This window comes from Clostridioides sp. LIBA-6622, assembly GCF_056716095.1.
On sequence record NZ_CP196998.1, the window covers coordinates 3,105,415 to 3,125,263 of the forward strand.

Here is a 19,849-nt window from a genome sequence, read left to right on the forward strand (position 1 = left end):
CCTCTTTTAGAAACATTACTACATGTGTCTAATTATAACATAAAATTACTAATACCTTATATTTACAAATTTGTTACATTTATACATTTAATTATATTCTATTCATCGTATCCATTTGGGTTCATACTTTGCCATCTCCAAGAGTCTTGACACATTTCTTCAAGCTCATATTTAGCCTTCCATCCAAGCTCTTTTTCTGCCTTAGAAGAATCTGCATAACACATAGCTACATCTCCAGCTCTTCTTCCTACAATCTTGTATGGTATTTCTTTTCCACTTGCTTTAGAAAATGCTTTGACTAAATCAAGAACACTATAGCCCTTTCCAGTCCCTAAATTATAAACAACAAGACCTGGATTTTCTTCTAATTTTTGTAATGCTTTTACATGACCAGCAGCTAAGTCTAATACATGTATATAATCTCTAACCCCTGTACCATCATGTGTTGGATAATCATTCCCATACACACTTAATTCTTTTAATTTACCTACTGCTATTTTTGTTATATAAGGCATTAAATTACTTGGAACTCCATTTGGCTCTTCACCTATTCTACCACTCTTATGAGCACCTACTGGATTAAAGTATCTTAGAAGTGCTATATCTAATGAATCGTCTGCCTTCGATATATCTACTAACATCTGCTCTATCATAAGCTTAGTTCTTCCATATGGATTAGTTACAGAAAGTGGGAAATCCTCTAATATAGGACAAGTATGTGGGTCTCCATATACAGTGGCTGAAGAACTAAATACAAATTTTTTAACATCATATTCTCTCATTAATTCAAATAGATTTAAAGTACTTATTAGATTATTGCTATAATATTCAATTGGTTTTTCTACTGATTCACCAACAGCCTTTAAAGCTGCAAAATGTATAATTGACTCAATATTATTTTCTTTAAATACAACATGCATTTCATTTTTATTTCTGATATCAATATTATAAAATTTTATTGGTTTTCCAGATAACTCTTTAATTCTATCAACGACTATTGAATTGCTATTGCTTAAGTTATCAACTATAACAACTTCATAACCTGATTCTAAAAGTTCTATTGCTGTGTGGCTTCCTATATACCCTGCTCCCCCAGCTACTAAAACTGCCATAGTAATTACCTCTTTTCTAATATTTATTTTTCACTTACTTTTTTTCTCATATAATCCATTAAATCATCTTTTAGATTTTCTCTTTTCAATGCAAAGTCTATTGTCGCCTCTAAAAAACCAATCTTATCTCCTACATCATATCTTTTTCCTTCAAAGTTATATGCGTAAATAGCCTCTTGCTTCCCTAGAGTCTGAAGCGCATCTGTCAGTTGTATTTCTCCACCCTTACCAGGTGCTTGCTTCTCTAATATATCAAAGATTGCAGGCGTTATTATATATCTTCCAAGTATAGCTATATCTGATGGTGCTTCTTCAATTGCAGGTTTTTCAACCATATCCTTAACTTTGTATACTCTCTCTTCTATATGTTTCACATCTAATATACCATATTTATTAGTATCTTCTTTAGCTATCTTTTGTACACCTAGAACAGTTGTTTTATACTCATTATAAGTATCTATTAATTGTTTTAGGCAAGGAACTTTTGAGTCTACTATATCATCACCTAATAATACAGCAAATGGTTCATCACCTATAAAGCTTTTTGCACAGTGAATTGCATGCCCAAGACCTTTTGGCTCTTTTTGTCTTATATAATGAATATTTACCATATTTGATATATCTCTTACCATTTCTAACATCTCAGTCTTACCTTTTTGTTCTAATTCTAATTCTAATTCAACTGATTTATCAAAATGGTCTTCTATAGATTTTTTATTTCTACCTGTTATTATAAGAATTTCTTCAATCCCTGATTCTATAGCTTCTTCTATTATATACTGTAAAGTTGGCTTATCTACTATAGGAAGCATTTCTTTGGGCTGTGATTTTGTTGCTGGTAAAAACCTAGTCCCTAAACCTGCTGCTGGTATTATCGCTTTTTTAACTGTCATCTTCATTTTTCACCCTTCTTCGTAAATTTTCTCTTGTACCAAATTAATATACCATATTTATACTTTTTCTTCAAATTCTATATTATCCCAATAATTAATGCCTTAAGACCATATAAGGTAGATGAAATTTCATCTACCTTTAATTTTATGAGTTAATATATTATTGTTTATATTTTATCTAAAACTTATATAGATACTAAATTTCATCTAAGATACCTTTAATATCACTATCTATATCATCATCCAAGTAAGAATCTAAATCTTCTAAATCAACTTCTAATTCTTGATATGTCATATCAACACTTACATCCTCATCTATATCCATTTCTGATATTAATTCTCCTAAAATACTATTTCCATCAGCATCTAAATCTCCATCTATATCTTCACCTATATAATTTTCATTTAAAATTTCATCTAAATCAATCTCATAATAAACTTCATTATTTTTTTCATCGCCTGAGTTTAATCCTAAAAACTCATAGTTAAAATTCCAAACATTGTATTTACTTGACATATTTTATTCCTCCTGTGAAAAACATATTTTCATCTAGTTTATTGGCTTCATAATCAACAGAATTATATATTTTTTCAATTATGTCTTTTCTTCTTTCATTTGTACCATTATTTAATGTCAATTGTCTAAATACATATGTATTTGTTATTCTTTCGAATAATATTTCTTTTATACTATCGTCATTGATATTTTTATAGTTTTTCCATAAAACTTCAAATAACTTAAACATTTCCCTACTAGTTTCATCCACATAATAAGGATACATATTTTCTACCAAATGATTTAATCTTGATATAGCTTGTTTTAAAAATACATCAAGACTTGCACTTTCACTTTCCTTTAACATTCTATAATTATATTTCTTCTTATCTTCTCCTGAAATTACAAATATAATGTTATCTAAGCTTTTTTCAACTTCATCTAAATAACTACTAATGTTATATGATAAATCAAATAATAAGTTTTTAACCTGCTTAAATACCTGTATATCAAGTTTAGCATTATATTTTTCAAATAACTCTATTTCTTGATTTTCTAATATCCTTGGCATATAGGCTGATAATAAATCTAAATTGTTTCTTTGTTCTTGTACTTGCTTATAAAGTTCATTTATAACATCTATTCTTATTTCATCATTTAATTCTTTTTTTAGAACCTTATCAAACTCATATTTCATATAATAAATATTTCCAAAGAAATTAAATATTATCATATCATTCATAGCTTTAGACCAGTTTTTATATAATACTTCAACAGAAGTATCTTTAAGTAGAGGTTGTTTTGCGTATATAAATACATCTTGCATAAGTTTTTGAACCATATTTTTACTTAGATTTAAAGTTATTTTTTGATTATTAAATTTTATTTCTGTCTCTACAAAGTTAGAATTTTCACTTTCAAGCTCTTTATTAATTACAATATCTTTTACATCACTATTTTTTATAGATATGATTTCTTTTTGAAAAGACTTTAGAATAGTCAGACTATCAAAATCTTCTTGAATAAAAAATGGAGCATGTTTTAATGTATATCCTACTATTTCATTTTCTATATCATTCAAATCATCTATTTGCATAAGCTCTTTATTTTTATCATTTATATGTAAGTTGAATACATTTTTATTGTCATATAATATAATATCTTCTCCAAAATTCAATTTTGAACAATTATCTCTTGCTGACTTTACAATAGTCTTTTTAGACTTCTTGTTTATAAAAATCAATTGGTCTTGATATTTTACTAAAAGCATATTTGTATTTTTGTAATCAAATCCATCTATATTGCCTGATATCTTACAAAATACTATGTCACAATCTTTAGGAAGGTTTCCTATTTTTTTATTATCTCTAACCTTTTCATTCAAATCAGATGGAACTACATTTTCTATATTGTTATTAAATATAGAGACAGTTCTTACTATAATTCCCTCTCTTTCCATATGAAAATAACCCTTTAAAGAGACTCTTTTATCTTCTAAAATATATCTTTCTATATCATCAAAGTTTATTTCAAATCTATTTTTCCCACTGATAAATATGAACTTCTCATTATCTTTATTGATTCCACCCATATAAAACTTATTATCATCTAAACTTAATATAGTCATATTATCTTTTAAATAAAATATAAATTCTCTTTGACTTTTGCAGATTAAATCATATTCATCCACAGTTATTTTCATAGTTAGATTTGCTGTAACATTCTTACTTGAATTTTCACTTTTTATATAAAAAGGCAAGTTATTTCCATGGACAATTATATTAGAGCCCTCTAAAACTGCTTCTAATTTTTCTTTATTGTCTGAAAAACTATATATATATTTTACTCCTGTATCATCATTAACTTCATCCGCTTTGCTAATTATTATATTACCTAAATTTGTTATATGAAGTTTTTTATATTCTTTTGAGTATCTACTGATACCATTAAGCTCAAAGCCATCTGAAAGCTCATATATGATTTTTTCTCCTAATTTCAACATACCTTCACCACCTAAACAAAATTATAAGTATTATCTAAAGGTGAACAAAATGCCTCAAAATAAATAATATCTTTTAATACTCTTTATTCTGAGACATAATTTCTCCTTATTTTTTATAATATTCTAAGCACCTTTAACTATTTCTTCATAAAGTTTATCTAAATGTTTAACATATTCACGATATCCAGATTTATTTTTTAACTCACTTCTTAAATCATCATATTTTTGTCTAAGTTCTTCAGCACTCAATGAAGGAGCTGATTCTTTCAAATCTTCTAATTTATAATCATAGTACTTATCATACATCGCTATATATGTATCAATAGATTTCTTAGCTAACTCATTACATTTTTCTTGTGCTTCTCCATATTGAGAATAATCACCTATTTTTATTTTATAGTATCCATTTTCTTGAATTATTGTTGAAGAGATACCTTTAGCTTCATATTCTTTTGCTGTTTCTTTTGCTGTTTTTTCAACTTTAAGTGAACCAGCGTAAACAGTGTAATACACACCTTTACCATCTTTATAGGCTTCCATTTCTGCTGCTTTCTTTTCAGCTTTCGCCTTCTCTTCTGCTTCTTTTTCAGCTTTTGCTTTTTCTTCTGCTTCCTTTTTCTCTTTTTCAGATTTTGCTTTTTTCTCTTCCTCAGTTAGTTTATTGTTAGCTTGTTGCTGAGTTGATGTTTTTGGAGTAACAGCTTTTTCATTTTTCTTGTTATTACCTACCGTTATGAAGTAACCCACACCAACAATTGCTACTATAACTACTGCTATAATAGTTTCTTTTACTCTACTCTTCTTAGAACCAACTTCTTCTTCATCTACAAAATCATCCTTATTTGATTCCTGCTTTTTCATTTCTACCTTATTATCTTTAGGTTTATTATTAGAAGAATGTTTTGATTTTTTATTACCTCTTTCTTTCTTATTAATAGGTATTATTACTGACTTTTCATTTTCTGATTTTTCATTTTCTAATTTTTCTTCTTTTATTTCATCTTCTGAGTCTTTACTTACTTTTTCAGTTTTAGATTCACTATTTAAAGATACTTTTTCATCTAAATCATTATTTATTGGTTTTTCTATTTTTACACTACGTTCTTCTTCTAGGTCTTCTTTTACTTCTTTTAACTCTTCTTGCTTCACTTCTTTTAACTCTTCTTGATTGTTTTCAATAGATTCATCTAAAGTTACATCAGAAGAAATATCATCTAAATTAGTTTCTTCCTGCTTAATTTCTTCTTGTTCAATCTCTTCTTCAATTTTTTCTTCTTTATTTTCTTTTTTCATGAATCCAAATAATTTAGTTTTCTTTTTACTCTTTTTATTTTCTGATTCATTTGTATCTTCTTTGCCAATATTGTCTTCTTTATCTATATTTTCTTTTTCTTCTACAACATTACTTATATTTTCATCATGATTATCTACTTCTTCTTTTGTCTCTTCTTTAACATCATCTTCTATAGAAATACTACTTCTAAAACAAATATCTTTATCTGCATTTTTTATCATATAAATATATTCTTCAATGTCGATATCTTTATTTTTTCTAGTTCTTTTTGATGCAATCTCATGATTTTCTAATTCATTGTAGTTGTCTTTTATCAGATTATTGGCTTCATTCCATACATCTTCACTAATTTCTGTTTTGTTTTTAATTACATAGTCTACAAATTCCTTAAAATTTTCAGCACCAAATTCTCCAATTATAGTTAATCTCATTGCACCTTCTATAAGGTCTCTATTTCTTCTCTTTAAAAATTCCAATGCAATTGTTGCACAAGCAAAATCTTTAATAGCATCTTTGCCAAAGCCATATCCTTCAACAGAATGAAGTTCTTCTAATCCACATAACTTCTTATATTCATTGTATATTGTTTGAGATATACTTTCATCATTTAAACTATTTAACTTGTCCATAAACTTTGAGTCTACATCATTTGTTTTTAATTCTTGTCCTACGTTTGATTTTTTAGCTTCATTTAATAATGTATCATTTTCTGAATTATCTTTACCTAATTGTAAATCTTCAATTTCTGTTGCTTTTATTTCCACTTTGTCTTGTTCATTGTTTTCTTCAATATTCTTAGACACTATATCTTTATTACTAGCCAATATCTTATTTACACAGAATATAATCTCTCTTTTTAATTCTCTTTTTGCATCAGCCTGATTTTTAAGAAATAAACTTCCACATTCTTTCTTTTCTAAACTTATTTTTCTAAGTGATATATTAAGAAGGTCTTTATATAAGTTTAAAACCTTATAATCCTTTTCTAAACGTCTTCTTCGCTCTGATAGTTCCATTTTATCATACGCTAAAAAACTATTTAAATCATTGGCTTTTAGAGAGTCTAAACCTTCTTTCATCGCCTTATTTACATACTTTCTACATTTAGCTGTAGTTAATTCTAAATCCTTTTCTAACTCATCTATCTCAGGTATGTACTTATCTACTATCCATTTTCCAATAAGTGGTTCTGTATTTCTTGCTAATGTCTTATAAAACAATATATTAAATTTTAAAAGCTCAGCATATTTTGCTTCATTAAATTCTACTTTTTCAAATTTCTTTTCCAAAACACCATCTAATTTTTCATTTATCTTAGACTCTTGTTTTAAAAAACTTGCTGTGACATTTAAAACAGTGTTTCTTATTATATTATTTTCACTCAAAACCTTCACTCCTTAAATCAATTATTTTATTGTGATATTTACATTGTGCAAAACTGCTAATTTGATTATGATATTTAAATAATTATCTATTAAATTTGCTACATCTTATATCATATCATATTATTTACATCATTTTACTTTTTCTTTTTATATCTACCTTATATTATACCATTTTTAATATCTGTACTAACTTATATTACAATATTCCTCAAAATTTTAAAAGTAAATTAGACAAATTTACAAATAAAAAAACATCAGTTTAAACTGATGTTTCGACTATCAAAATAATTAAGCAAGTCTATAAGCGGAGTTCTGTATTAGATAATCATCTTTCTAGGCTTATTGTCACCAATAAGCTCAAGCGACCTACCTACCGGAGAGTACGAGCAGCACTCTTCATTCCTATCTTGGTCTTGCTCCAGGTGGGGTTTACATAGCCAACTAGTCTCCTAGCCGCTGGTGAGCTCTTACCTCGCCTTTCCATCCTTACCACATAAAGTGGCGGTTTATTTCTGTTGCACTATCCTTAGGATCGCTCCCACTAGGCGTTACCTAGCACCCTGCTCTACGGAGCTCCGACTTTCCTCATGTAAAACTACATGCGATTATCTGGCTTACTTAATATTCATTTTACTTAGTTATGTTAACATAAATTTTTCAATATGTCAAAGACATATTATACTAAAAATTTAAATTTCTTCAAAAATAGTGTAATATAAGTATATAAACTATTTTGACTTGAGGTGAAATATTGAAAAAACCATATAAAATGATAATTAACATTATACTAATATTAGTAATAATTTACAGCGGATTTAATATATACTCAAAACTTACTAAATACAATCATGATACTAAAACATCCTCTGAACTTCAAAAAAAAGAAGATAAAAAAGAGGACTTATCAAAAATAAATAGTGATTTTAAGTTTTGGCTTTCTGTTAAGAATACAAATATAAATTATCCAGTTGTACAATCTAAAGATAATTCTTATTACCTAGACAAAGATTTCTATAAAAAAGAGTCTATTTCAGGTACATTATTTATGGATTATAGAAATAAATCTCTTGATAACCAAAATGTCATAATATATGGACATAATATGAAAAATAAAACTATGTTTAATAATCTAAATAAGTTCAAAGATGAAACATTTTTTAAAGAAAATAATCAAATAAAAATTCTCATTAATGGAAAAGAGTTTTTATATGATGTATTTTCTGCTTACATTGTAGAATCAGATTATGACTATTTAAAAACAAGTTTTAACAGTGAATCAGATTATCAAAATTATATAAAAGACATTACTTCTAAATCTTTACACAAATCACCTATTAAGGTAAGTAGTAATGATAAAATAGTTACACTTTCTACTTGTACTTATGAATTTGATGATGCTAGAATGGTGATTCATGGTAAATTAGTTTCAAATTAAGGACATTTTTAATAGATATTTAAATATTTTTATTAAAAAACTTCTGCATTCAAAACTTCTAGACACAGTCTAAAATACTTATTTTAGACTGTGTTATTTTCTATATCAATAACTCATAAATCACTAAAAATATGTACTATAAAATAATATATATATTAGACAATAAAAAAAAGACTATGTTAAAAACATAGTCTTTACTGGAGCTGGTGATAGGAATCGAACCTACAACCTGCTGATTACAAGTCAGCTGCTCTACCGTTGAGCCACACCAGCAAACTTATTTTTTAAAATTAACACTCTAAAAACTGCACATATATCTTACTGAATGAACATCAAATAATTTGGTCAAGTCCTCGACCTATTAGTATCGATAAGCTAAATACATTGCTGCACTTACACCTTCGACCTATCAACCAGATAGTCTTTCTGGGGTCTTACCCTTGCGGTGGGAAATCTTATCTTGAAGTCGGCTTCGCGCTTAGATGCTTTCAGCGCTTATCCATTCCGTACATAGCTACCCAGCCATGCCCTTGGCAGAACAACTGGTACACCAGAGGTACGTCCATCCCGGTCCTCTCGTACTAAGGACAGGTCTTCTCAAATTTCCTACGCCTGCGACGGATAGGGACCGAACTGTCTCACGACGTTCTGAACCCAGCTCGCGTACCACTTTAATGGGCGAACAGCCCAACCCTTGGGACCTACTACAGCCCCAGGATGTGATGAGCCGACATCGAGGTGCCAAACCTCCCCGTCGATGTGGACTCTTGGGGGAGATAAGCCTGTTATCCCCAGGGTAGCTTTTATCCGTTGAGCGATGGCCCTTCCACGCAGAACCACCGGATCACTAAGTCCGATTTTCATCCTTGCTCGACCTGTATGTCTTGCAATCAAGCTCTCTTTTGCCTTTACACTCTACGTACGATTTCCGACCGTACTGAGAGAACCTTTGAGCGCCTCCGTTACCTTTTGGGAGGCGACCGCCCCAGTCAAACTGCCCACCTGACAGTGTCCCAAGACCAGATTCATGGCCTATGGTTAGAGTCCCAGTACTACAAGGGTGGTATCCCAAGGATGGCTCCGCCAAAACTGGCGTCCTGGTTTCAAAGCCTCCCACCTATCCTGTACATGTAGTACCAAGACCCAATGTCAAGCTACAGTAAAGCTCCATGGGGTCTTTCCGTCCTGTCGCAGGTATCCGGCATCTTCACCGGAATTACAATTTCACCGAGTCTGTTGTTGAGACAGTGCCCAAATCGTTACGCCTTTCGTGCGGGTCGGAACTTACCCGACAAGGAATTTCGCTACCTTAGGACCGTTATAGTTACGGCCGCCGTTTACTGGGGCTTAAGTTCACTGCTTCGATTGCTCTAACAGATCCCCTTAACCTTCCAGCACCGGGCAGGCGTCAGCTCCTATACATCGTCTTGCGACTTAGCAGAAACCTATGTTTTTGGTAAACAGTCGCTTGGGCCTATTCTCTGCGGCCACCAGATGGTGGCACCCCTTATCCCTAAGTTACGGGGTCATTTTGCCGAGTTCCTTAACAACAGTTCTCTCGCGGGCCTTAGGATACTCTCCTCACCCACCTGTGTCGGTTTGCGGTACGGGTACCTTTAACCTCGATAGAGACTTTTCTTGACAGTGTGAAATCAGCTACTTCGCTACTAAATTTCGCTCCCCATCACATCCCAGCATTATCAAAGCGGATTTACCTACTCTGACTGCCTCAATGCTTGGGCACACATAACCAACAGTGTGCTTAGCTTATCCTACTGTGTCATCCCATCTCTCAAACGGTTATCGGTAGTACAGGAATATCAACCTGTTGTCCATCACCTACGCCTTTCGGCCTCAGCTTAGGTCCCGACTAACCCAGGGCGGACGAACCTTCCCCTGGAAACCTTGGGTTTACGGCCTGTGGGATTCTCACCCACATCTCGCTACTCATGCCAACATTCTCACTCCCATACTGTCCACATGTCCTTACGGTCATGCTTCAACCCGTATGGGAAGCTCCCCTACCCATCATAATGATGCCGTAGCTTCGGTAGTAAGTTTTAGCCCCGGAAATCTTCGGCGCAGGATCACTCGACCAGTGAGCTATTACGCACTCTTTGAATGAGTGGCTGCTTCTAAGCCAACATCCTGGTTGTCTGTGCAATCCCACATCCTTTACCACTTAACTTACATTTAGGGACCTTAGCTGACGATCTGGGCTGTTGCCCTTTCGACTATGAATCTTATCACCCACAGTCTGACTCCCAAGTATAAGATGACGGCATTCGGAGTTTGATAGTCTTCGGTAGGTGCAATACCCCCTAGGACATTCAGTGCTCTACCTCCGTATCTCTCACCTTGAGGCTAGCCCTAAAGCTATTTCGGGGAGAACCAGCTATCTCCGGGCTCGATTGGAATTTCACCGCTACCCACAAGTCATCCCCGAGCTTTTCAACGCTCGTGGGTTCGGACCTCCACGAAATTTTACTTTCGCTTCATCCTGCTCATGGGTAGGTCGCCCGGTTTCGGGTCTACGTCAAGTAACTGAACGCTCAGTTAAAACTCGCTTTCGCTACGGCTCCACACCTTAAGTGCTTAACCTTGCTACTTAACGTAACTCGTTGGCCCGTTCTACAAAAAGTACGCGGTCACACAAGAAATGTGCTTCCACAGCTTGTAAGTGCAGGGTTTCAGGTTCTATTTCACTCCCCTCCCGGGGTTCTTTTCACCTTTCCCTCACGGTACTATACGCTATCGGTCACTAGGTAGTATTTAGCCTTGGAGGGTGGTCCCTCCTGCTTCCCACAGGGTTTCACGTGTCCCGTGGTACTCTGGATCATATCTAAAGTCTTCTCGTTTAACATACAGGACTATTACCTTCTGTGGTGGGTCTTTCCAAACCTCTTCAATTACGATACCTCTTCGTTATGATATGTCCGCAACCCCAATAAAGAAAACTTTATTGGTTTGGGCTCTTCCGCGTTCGCTCGCCGCTACTTACGGAATCGAATTTCTTTCTCTTCCTTCAGGTACTTAGATGTTTCAGTTCCCTGAGTTCCCCTCATTAAGCTATGAATTCACTTAATGATACTTAGACATTACTCTAAGTGAGTTTCCTCATTCGGAAATCTTCGGATCAAAGTTTACGTGCAACTCCCCGAAGCTTATCGCAGCTTATCGCGTCCTTCATCGGCTCCTAGTGCCAAGGCATCCGCCCTGCACCCTTAATAACTTGACCAGTTAAAAAGGTTTGATAATTTTAAAAAGTTATCAGCTTTATATATTACAAATTAGATGTCATATCACTAAATATATATGCAGTTTTTAAGGTGCTAACGCACATCTTCAACAAACAAACTTCACATTGGTTTAGTTTATCTAGTTGATTCAAGTGCTAATTTTGAGTATTCGTAAAAACGAACCCTCAAAATTAAACAGTAGGCAATTCTCCTTAGAAAGGAGGTGATCCAGCCGCACCTTCCGATACGGCTACCTTGTTACGACTTCACCCCAGTTATTGATTCCACCTTCGACGACTTCTTCCAAAAGGTTAGATAATCGGCTTCGGGCGTCTCCAACTCCCGTGGTGTGACGGGCGGTGTGTACAAGACCCGGGAACGCATTCACCGCAGCATTCTGATCTGCGATTACTAGTAACTCCAGCTTCATGTAGGCGAGTTTCAGCCTACAATCCGAACTGAGAGTAGCTTTAAGGGATTAGCTCCACCTTACGGCTTGGCAACCCTCTGTACTACCCATTGTAGCACGTGTGTAGCCCTAAGCATAAGGGGCATGATGATTTGACGTCATCCCCACCTTCCTCCAGGTTATCCCTGGCAGTCTCTCTAGAGTGCCCAACTTAATGATGGCAACTAAAGACAAGGGTTGCGCTCGTTGCGGGACTTAACCCAACATCTCACGACACGAGCTGACGACAACCATGCACCACCTGTCACCAATGTCCCCGAAGGGAACTCTCCGATTAAGGAGATGTCATTGGGATGTCAAGCTTAGGTAAGGTTCTTCGCGTTGCTTCGAATTAAACCACATGCTCCGCTACTTGTGCGGGTCCCCGTCAATTCCTTTGAGTTTCACTCTTGCGAGCGTACTTCCCAGGCGGAGTACTTAATGCGTTAGCTGCGGCACCGAGGGGGGTAACCCCCGACACCTAGTACTCATCGTTTACAGCGTGGACTACCAGGGTATCTAATCCTGTTTGCTCCCCACGCTTTCGTGCCTCAGCGTCAGTTACAGTCCAGAGAGCCGCCTTCGCAACTGGTGTTCCTCCTAATATCTACGCATTTCACCGCTACACTAGGAATTCCACTCTCCTCTCCTGCACTCAAGTCTCCCAGTTTCAAGAGCTTACTACGGTTGAGCCGTAGCCTTTCACTCCTGACTTGAAAGACCGCCTACGCACCCTTTACGCCCAGTAAATCCGGATAACGCTAGCCCCCTACGTATTACCGCGGCTGCTGGCACGTAGTTAGCCGGGGCTTCCTCCTCAAGTACCGTCATTATCTTCCTTGAGGACAGAGTTTTACGACCCGAAGGCCTTCATCACTCACGCGGCGTTGCTGCATCAGGCTTTCGCCCATTGTGCAATATTCCCCACTGCTGCCTCCCGTAGGAGTTTGGACCGTGTCTCAGTTCCAATGTGGCCGATCACCCTCTCAGGTCGGCTACTGATCGTCGCCTTGGTAAGCCGTTACCTTACCAACTAGCTAATCAGACGCGGGTCCATCCTGTACTGGCTCACCTTTGATATTTAAGAGATGCCTCTCAAATATGTTATCCCGTATTAGCATACCTTTCGGTATGTTATCCGTGTGTACAGGGTAGGTTACCCACGCGTTACTCACCCGTCCGCCGCTCTTTACCGAAGTAAATCGCTCAACTTGCATGTGTTAGGCACGCCGCCAGCGTTCATCCTGAGCCAGGATCAAACTCTCAAATAAAAGTTTATCAGGCTCAGATACTATTGTTATCAAAATATCTGGCTTTATGGTTTGTTTCTTGTTTTATAAATTAACCTACTGTTTAATTTTCAAAGTTCATTTAACTTATCCTTCAATTTTGTGCTTGTTATTTTTTTACTTCTTGTTGAGCACATTTATTATAATAACATCTTATTCTAGTATGGTCAACTACTTTTTTCATTTTTTCTTAAATTTATCGATTATTCACCTTTTGTAATACTATTGTGACTTTGTTTTCAAAGATGTAACTATTATTAGTAACAATTTGCAATTATAATGATACTATATACAATTGTTATTAATTTAGAAAGGAGCTTCAAAATGTTTAGAAAGGTATTATATTTTTTAACACTACTTTCTCTATCTATTTTTTTTATTGTTGGATGTTCAAGCTCAGAGAACAAACAAAATACAAACCAAAATAAAGAAACACAGTCACAAGAAGATACTGAAAAAGTAGATAACGATAAAGATACTTCCAATGTTATCGTTTCAGATGGAACAGATAAGCCATCAAAACAAGATACTATTAATAATGGTAGTGATAAGCTAGATGTATCCTCTTTAGATAACACTACTCTTGATTGGTTCTACATACCAAACACTAAACACAAGACACCAGAAGTGAATACTGACATTGACTTTAAATTTTCTGACTATGATGCCATATACAATGGTCAGAAAAAAGATGGTCAGAAAACTTTATATCTTACATTTGATGAGGGTTATGAAAATGGATATACATCAAAGATACTAGATATTTTAAAACAAAATCAGATTAAAGCAGTTTTTTTTGTTACATCTCCATACATAAAAGAAAATAAAGACTTAGTTAAAAGAATGGTGTCTGAAGGACATATAGTTGGAAATCACAGTAAATCTCATCCATCTATGGCAACAAAAACAAATAATTTAGAAAGCTTTAATAAAGAATTTTCTGATGTTGAAAGACTCTATAAGGATGTGACTGGGAAAGATATGGTTAAATTCTTCAGACCTCCTATGGGTAAATATTCAGAGAAAAGCTTGGCAATGACTAAAAATTTAGGATATAAGACTGTGTTTTGGAGTTTTGCATACAGAGATTGGGATACTGAAAAGCAACCATCACATGAGGAAGCAAGCAAAAAAATAATGGATAATTTACATGATAGTTCTATTTTACTATTACATGCAGTTTCCAAAACTAGCACAGAAATTTTAAATGATTTTATATCAGATGCAAGAAATTTAGGATATGAGTTTGAGCTTTTAAAATATTAATACTGTAAATTGCATCTAAAGTATGCAATTTTACATAGCTTATTAAGAATTATAAAATATAACATAAAAATATTCTTCTTAATTAAATAATTTTAATAGAAGAATACCAATAAAAAATAGATGTATAGCTTAATGTTATTAAAATCATTATTATAAATTATAGTTATACATCTATTTTTAATTTGTATAATCAATGTTTGTTTAAATTTGCATATAATTAAGGCTTATTCGCTCAACTAAATAATAAACATTGCTACTATAGTTGTTACAATCAACCCAGTTATAACAGGAACAAAATTTCGTTTTGCTAATTCTATTGGACTAACCCCACAGATTGCTGCTGCTGAAATAAGTCCCCAAGGAACTAGACATCCTCCACCTACCCATATGCCACTGATTTGTCCTAATGCAGCTAATGCACCAACACTTGCATTAATAGCTGTTCCAAACACGGAAGCAAGTGAACCTACTAATGAAATTCCAGAAAATCCAGAACCATCAAGTCCAGTTATTGCTCCTACTATTGTTTCTATACCTGATACAGCAAATTTATTAAGTGGTATTGTTTGAGAAAGAGCTATACCTATATCTGATAATAAACCTTGAGAACCTGGTGCTAACACTTTTCCAAATACGCCTGTTAAAGGTGCAACTTCGCCCATATAGAAGAACGCTGCTATTGGTATAATTGCGCCAAATATTTTTATACCAAATACAAAACCATCAATTATATTCTCACAAACATTTTCAAGACTATCTTTTCCAAAATTTACAGTATTTATAATGATTATTAAAAATACTGCTGTTCCACCTAAAAGAGCTGAAGCATCTCCTCCTTTTAGGTCAAATACATACATTGCAATTATATCAGTAAGAAATCCTAAAGCTACTAAAATAGTTGCTATCTTAGATTTTCCATTAAATTCTTCTACTTCTTCACTTTCAAAATCTTTGAGTTCTTCTCTAAACATTCCCTTATTAATGTCTCTTTTCAATGTATAAAATGCCATAGATATTGTTACAATTCCCATTACCCAGAATAAAATCATACCATCATTTATGACATATGATACTGCAACTCCTGCTGCACCAGCTGTTATGCTTGGAGCCCCTTGAATAACAAAGTCTGTAGATAAAGCAAGACCATGACCAAATAAATTTAATGCCACTGCAACACCAATTGCTGGTAATCCGGCTCTCATAGCAACAGGTAAAAATACAGCCCCAACTAAAGCAACAGCTGGAGTAGGCCAGAAAAACCAAGAAAGAATCAACATAACAAATCCAGTTACAAAAAATGCAGTATTAGAATTTTTTATAACTTTTGAAAATGGTCTTACCATATACTGTATAGCATTATTAGCTTCTAATGCTTTAGATAAAGCAACCATAATAGCTATAATTAAAATAATTGGACCCAACTCATTCAAAGATATAATAAATGAGTTAAACACTGCTGTTATGGCACCAAATATATTTTTCTCAAAGAACAACCCCATGAAAAAAACACCCAATATACATGGTACTATTGTATCCTTTTTCATAATCATAGTAATTAATATAATTACCATAAATATAATGTAAATATAATGTGCTCCTGTCAAAACCATATTATTATGTCCCCTTTTTTTAAGATAATAATATTATATGGTCTTGTAAGTGAACTTGTTACTTGCTTACAGATACACAATGATTAACTATACAATATAAAATTTAAATTTTTATGATTCTTTTACTGGGATAGCTATTTCAATAGAAAACTCTTTATCATCTGAGTTTACATTTATACTTCCATTATGGTGTGCAACTATTTTCTCACAATTCTTTATACCTATTCCAAAACTTTCTACGTTTTTGGAAAAATTACTCACTCTATTTTTTTGTACGATTAATAATTTTGAATCTTCGACTTTAATTAAAAATACTACTGGTTTATCTCTTCTAGCATATTTTATTATATTAGAACATAGGTTATCAAATATTCTCCTAAATTGTGTTACATCTACATAAATATGATACTGATTATAAAGTTCATTCTCTATAGTTATATGAAATCCTTTTTCTTCCAATGTGTATGAACTATCTAAAAGCAATTGAAAAATAAATTCATTTGCATTTATCTTTTCATATTCTTTGGAAACTTCCTCTCCAGAATTGACAAAATGGGTAAAAAGGTCATCAGTTAAATCTTTTATTTGATATGCTTTAGACCTTACATTTTTTATATACTGTTCTAGTTGCTCAGGACTATTATATTTATGGTCTTTAATCAAATCTAAATAACATATTACTGATGTTAATGGAGTCCTAACATCATGTGATATTGAAGTTACTATATCTTTATTTTTATTCTTCATTTCTCTTTCTTTTATAAGTTGATTCTCTAATGTTTGACTCATCTCATTAATACTAGATGCAAGTGATGATAATTCGTCATTCCCTTTTACTGGAATTCTATACTTTAAACTGCCACTCTCTACTATCTTTATACCCATCTCTATTTTTCTTAGGTATTTTATCTTTCTACTCAGCAATAGCAGGAATGTTATAATAAATGTAAGTGCCATGAATGTAATAGAAATTGCATCTATAAAATTTTGAAATCTAAATCTAAATAAAGCTATTACAACTATATCAGCTTTAACATTAGAAAATTGTATCTCATAATGTCTAGCCATAGAACTACTATAAAATTCATTTTCCTCACTTTTATCAGGAACTTCATTAGGATAGTATAATGTATCATAAAAAACCTTATTTCCTTTGTATATTTTCATAGAAACAAACCAGTTATCACCATTCCATTTTGCTATATCATCTCCATCATTTGAACTTATGCTATTCTCAGTAACATAAAGTTGAAAATCATCCATAAGTTGGTCTACTTCTCTTTTAAAGTACACCTTTCCTTCTGATACATCTTTTACTATAGATTCAACAGCAGAGTAAAGTGGTATATTTAAAACAAAAGCCACTGCAGCTGAGATTACAACATATATCAATAATATAACACCCAACTTTGATGGCTTAATTTTGCTAATCAATATAATACCCCTTTCCCCATGCAGTTTTTATGTATTGTGGATTTTTTTGGTCTTTTTCTAATTTTTTTCTTAAATTTCTAATATGCACCATTATAGTATTATTTGCTGTGTAAAAATATTGTTCATCCCAAATAGTTTCATATAGATTTTCAGATGAAAAAACCTTCTTTCTATTTTTTAACATAAGAACTAAAATACTATATTCTATAGTTGTTAAAAACACAGGTTCTCCATCCAATGTAACATCTTGAGTATCTAAATTGACATATAATTCTTTTGTATGTAATATGTTTGGCTCTCTTTCCTTTTCCTTTCCCTGATATATATAATAACGTCTAAGTAGTGACTTAACTCTTGAAATTAATTCAGAATATGAAAAAGGCTTTGATAAATAGTCATCTCCTCCTGCTGAAAATCCAATAACTTTATCAGAATCTTGAGTTTTTGCAGTTAAAAATAAGATTGGGGCTGTTGTTTTTTCTCTAATTTCGTTACATGCAACAAACCCCGTCTTTACAGGCATGACAACATCCAAAATAATCAAGTCAATCGTACTATCTACTAAGTTTACAGCTTCTTCCCCGTTCGTTGCCATAACAACTTCATAACCTTCACCAGTTAAAAGTATTTCTACAATTTCTCTAATCTCAGGATTATCATCAGCTACTAAAATTTTTTTTGGAATCTCTTTATTCATCACCAAGCTCCTTTCTTTGCTATATTTCTTAAATATTTCAAACTATATAAAATATTATACTTTATTAGCAAAAGCTTAGCAATGTCACACGTTTTAATACTTTCTACTATTGTAAGTGCATTTAATGTTCAATTAACAAGTATACATAAATTGACACGTTTATAAAAATAATCTATATTATACTATCTTGCATAAATAACTTTTTTTACTGACTTCACTTTTTCAGAAGATTTTACATGTACCATAATACATATCAAACCACTTATAGCTACAAATGCATAGAAGCTTATTCCTCTACTAAGTAGCATTGCTGGAACTAGTAAATGACCTGGGAAAAATATCTTAAACAGTGTCATAAAACTGTTTTCAGAAGCTCCAACAGCTCCTGGTAATGGTAATGATGAAACAGCAATATTTAGTAGTGATTGTATTGCCAATATCTCAAATACAGTATATGTTGATAAATGAAAAGCTTTGTATACAAAGAATGGTACTAAGAACATAGCTGTTATTTGTACAATAGTTATAGCTAAAATTTGTATTACAAGCTTTGGATTCTGTTTTATATATTGAGCACCTTTAATGTATTCTTCAATTTGAGAAGTTATGACTTTTCTTGAACTCTCAACATCTTTTATTATTCTTAACTTTCCTAATAATTTTGTTATTAATATTATAAAATTATTTACCAGTTTTTTTGAAAATATAATTGCTATTACTCCAGCTACAAGAGCTACATTTGTTATTACACCATATATTAATAAAATATTCATACCACTTACGTTGTTTAGTATAAATTCACGTTCCATAATGAACATTATTCCGCTATATGCCAATATAACCACTTGATGAATAACAACAATAACTAATAATATAAGTGAAGAATAAGATATATTTATATCATCTTTCTTCATATAATAAACTTGTGCTGGTTGACCACCTGATGCTGAAGGTGTAATAGAACTAAAATAAAATCCAATAAAAGCATATCCCATACATTTTAAAAGAGTAGTTTTTTGTTTTAAAGCTTTTATACCTAAATATATATTTATACCTTCACAAGCAACATATATAATCATCATCATAAATCCAATTAATATAAACATAGGACTTGCACCTTTTAATGATTTTATTAACGATTCAATTGATTGTCCTCTAAAAACAAAATATCCTGTTATGCCCATTAGTAAAACTAAAAAAGCAACACTACCTAGGCATTTATTTTTCTTTTCAGTTTTACTTATCATAG

Annotated in this window: 11 protein-coding genes, 1 tRNA gene, 2 rRNA genes and 1 other RNA gene; 2 read left to right on the forward strand and 13 right to left on the reverse strand. The window is 32.6% G+C overall.

Annotated features, from left to right (window positions below):
* Positions 1-98: 98 nt before the first annotated feature.
* The 6 genes from galE to rnpB form a co-directional block, all read right to left on the reverse strand.
* Positions 99-1,112: a UDP-glucose 4-epimerase GalE gene (gene galE, locus ACTG47_RS14710; protein ID WP_479925108.1), complete on the reverse strand. Its 1,014-nt coding sequence runs from the start codon at positions 1,110-1,112 to the stop codon at positions 99-101.
* A 23-nt stretch (positions 1,113-1,135) separates the two neighbouring features.
* The gene (galU, locus tag ACTG47_RS14715; protein WP_479925109.1) at positions 1,136-2,011 is read right to left on the reverse strand and encodes a UTP--glucose-1-phosphate uridylyltransferase GalU; all 876 of its coding nucleotides are present in this window, start codon (positions 2,009-2,011) and stop codon (positions 1,136-1,138) included.
* Positions 2,012-2,201: 190 nt separating this feature from the next.
* The gene (locus ACTG47_RS14720) at positions 2,202-2,522 is read right to left on the reverse strand and encodes a hypothetical protein (RefSeq protein ID WP_479917302.1); all 321 of its coding nucleotides are present in this window, start codon (positions 2,520-2,522) and stop codon (positions 2,202-2,204) included.
* Positions 2,512-4,503: a hypothetical protein gene (locus ACTG47_RS14725; protein WP_479925110.1), complete on the reverse strand. Its 1,992-nt coding sequence runs from the start codon at positions 4,501-4,503 to the stop codon at positions 2,512-2,514. The genes ACTG47_RS14720 and ACTG47_RS14725 overlap by 11 nt, the downstream gene beginning before the upstream one ends.
* Before the next feature lie 123 nt (positions 4,504-4,626).
* Positions 4,627-7,191 carry an SPOR domain-containing protein gene (locus tag ACTG47_RS14730; RefSeq protein ID WP_479925111.1) on the reverse strand — a complete coding sequence of 855 codons (2,565 nt, stop codon included), beginning with the start codon at positions 7,189-7,191 and terminating at the stop codon, positions 4,627-4,629.
* 276 nt (positions 7,192-7,467) lie between these two features.
* Positions 7,468-7,803: RNase P RNA component class A (gene rnpB / locus ACTG47_RS14735), an RNA gene on the reverse strand.
* Between the two features lie 130 nt (positions 7,804-7,933).
* On the opposite strand from rnpB, the gene srtB reads away from it, so the two are divergent.
* Positions 7,934-8,617: a class B sortase gene (gene srtB, locus ACTG47_RS14740; protein ID WP_479925112.1), complete on the forward strand. Its 684-nt coding sequence runs from the start codon at positions 7,934-7,936 to the stop codon at positions 8,615-8,617.
* A 198-nt stretch (positions 8,618-8,815) separates the two neighbouring features.
* Here srtB and ACTG47_RS14745 read toward each other — a convergent pair.
* From ACTG47_RS14745 to ACTG47_RS14755, 3 genes are all read right to left on the reverse strand, one after another.
* Positions 8,816-8,890: transfer RNA gene (locus ACTG47_RS14745), tRNA-Thr, on the reverse strand.
* 68 nt (positions 8,891-8,958) lie between these two features.
* Positions 8,959-11,855, reverse strand: a 23S ribosomal RNA gene (locus tag ACTG47_RS14750).
* A gap of 217 nt (positions 11,856-12,072) precedes the next feature.
* Positions 12,073-13,575, reverse strand: a 16S ribosomal RNA gene (locus ACTG47_RS14755).
* The 16S and 23S rRNA genes sit together here with 1 tRNA gene alongside, the layout of an rRNA operon.
* A 342-nt stretch (positions 13,576-13,917) precedes the next feature.
* Between ACTG47_RS14755 and pdaA the strand changes: the two genes are divergently transcribed.
* Positions 13,918-14,859 (forward strand): delta-lactam-biosynthetic de-N-acetylase, encoded by a 942-nt coding sequence (pdaA, locus tag ACTG47_RS14760; RefSeq protein WP_479925113.1) that lies wholly within the window; start codon positions 13,918-13,920, stop codon positions 14,857-14,859.
* 236 nt (positions 14,860-15,095) lie between these two features.
* Here the strand turns inward: pdaA and ACTG47_RS14765 are convergent, their stop codons facing one another.
* From ACTG47_RS14765 to hexF, 4 genes are all read right to left on the reverse strand, one after another.
* Positions 15,096-16,469: a hypothetical protein gene (locus tag ACTG47_RS14765; RefSeq protein ID WP_169469949.1), complete on the reverse strand. Its 1,374-nt coding sequence runs from the start codon at positions 16,467-16,469 to the stop codon at positions 15,096-15,098.
* Positions 16,470-16,580: 111 nt separating this feature from the next.
* Positions 16,581-17,903 carry a sensor histidine kinase HexK gene (gene hexK, locus ACTG47_RS14770; protein WP_479925114.1) on the reverse strand — a complete coding sequence of 441 codons (1,323 nt, stop codon included), beginning with the start codon at positions 17,901-17,903 and terminating at the stop codon, positions 16,581-16,583.
* Complete coding sequence (hexR, locus tag ACTG47_RS14775; protein WP_169469947.1) at positions 17,896-18,600, reverse strand: response regulator transcription factor HexR; 705 nt, start codon at positions 18,598-18,600, stop codon at positions 17,896-17,898. Before hexR ends, hexK begins: the two co-directional genes overlap by 8 nt.
* A gap of 182 nt (positions 18,601-18,782) precedes the next feature.
* Positions 18,783-19,847 carry an aminohexosyl-hexosyldiradylglycerol biosynthesis protein HexF gene (gene hexF, locus ACTG47_RS14780; RefSeq protein ID WP_479925115.1) on the reverse strand — a complete coding sequence of 355 codons (1,065 nt, stop codon included), beginning with the start codon at positions 19,845-19,847 and terminating at the stop codon, positions 18,783-18,785.
* Positions 19,848-19,849: the final 2 nt, after the last annotated feature.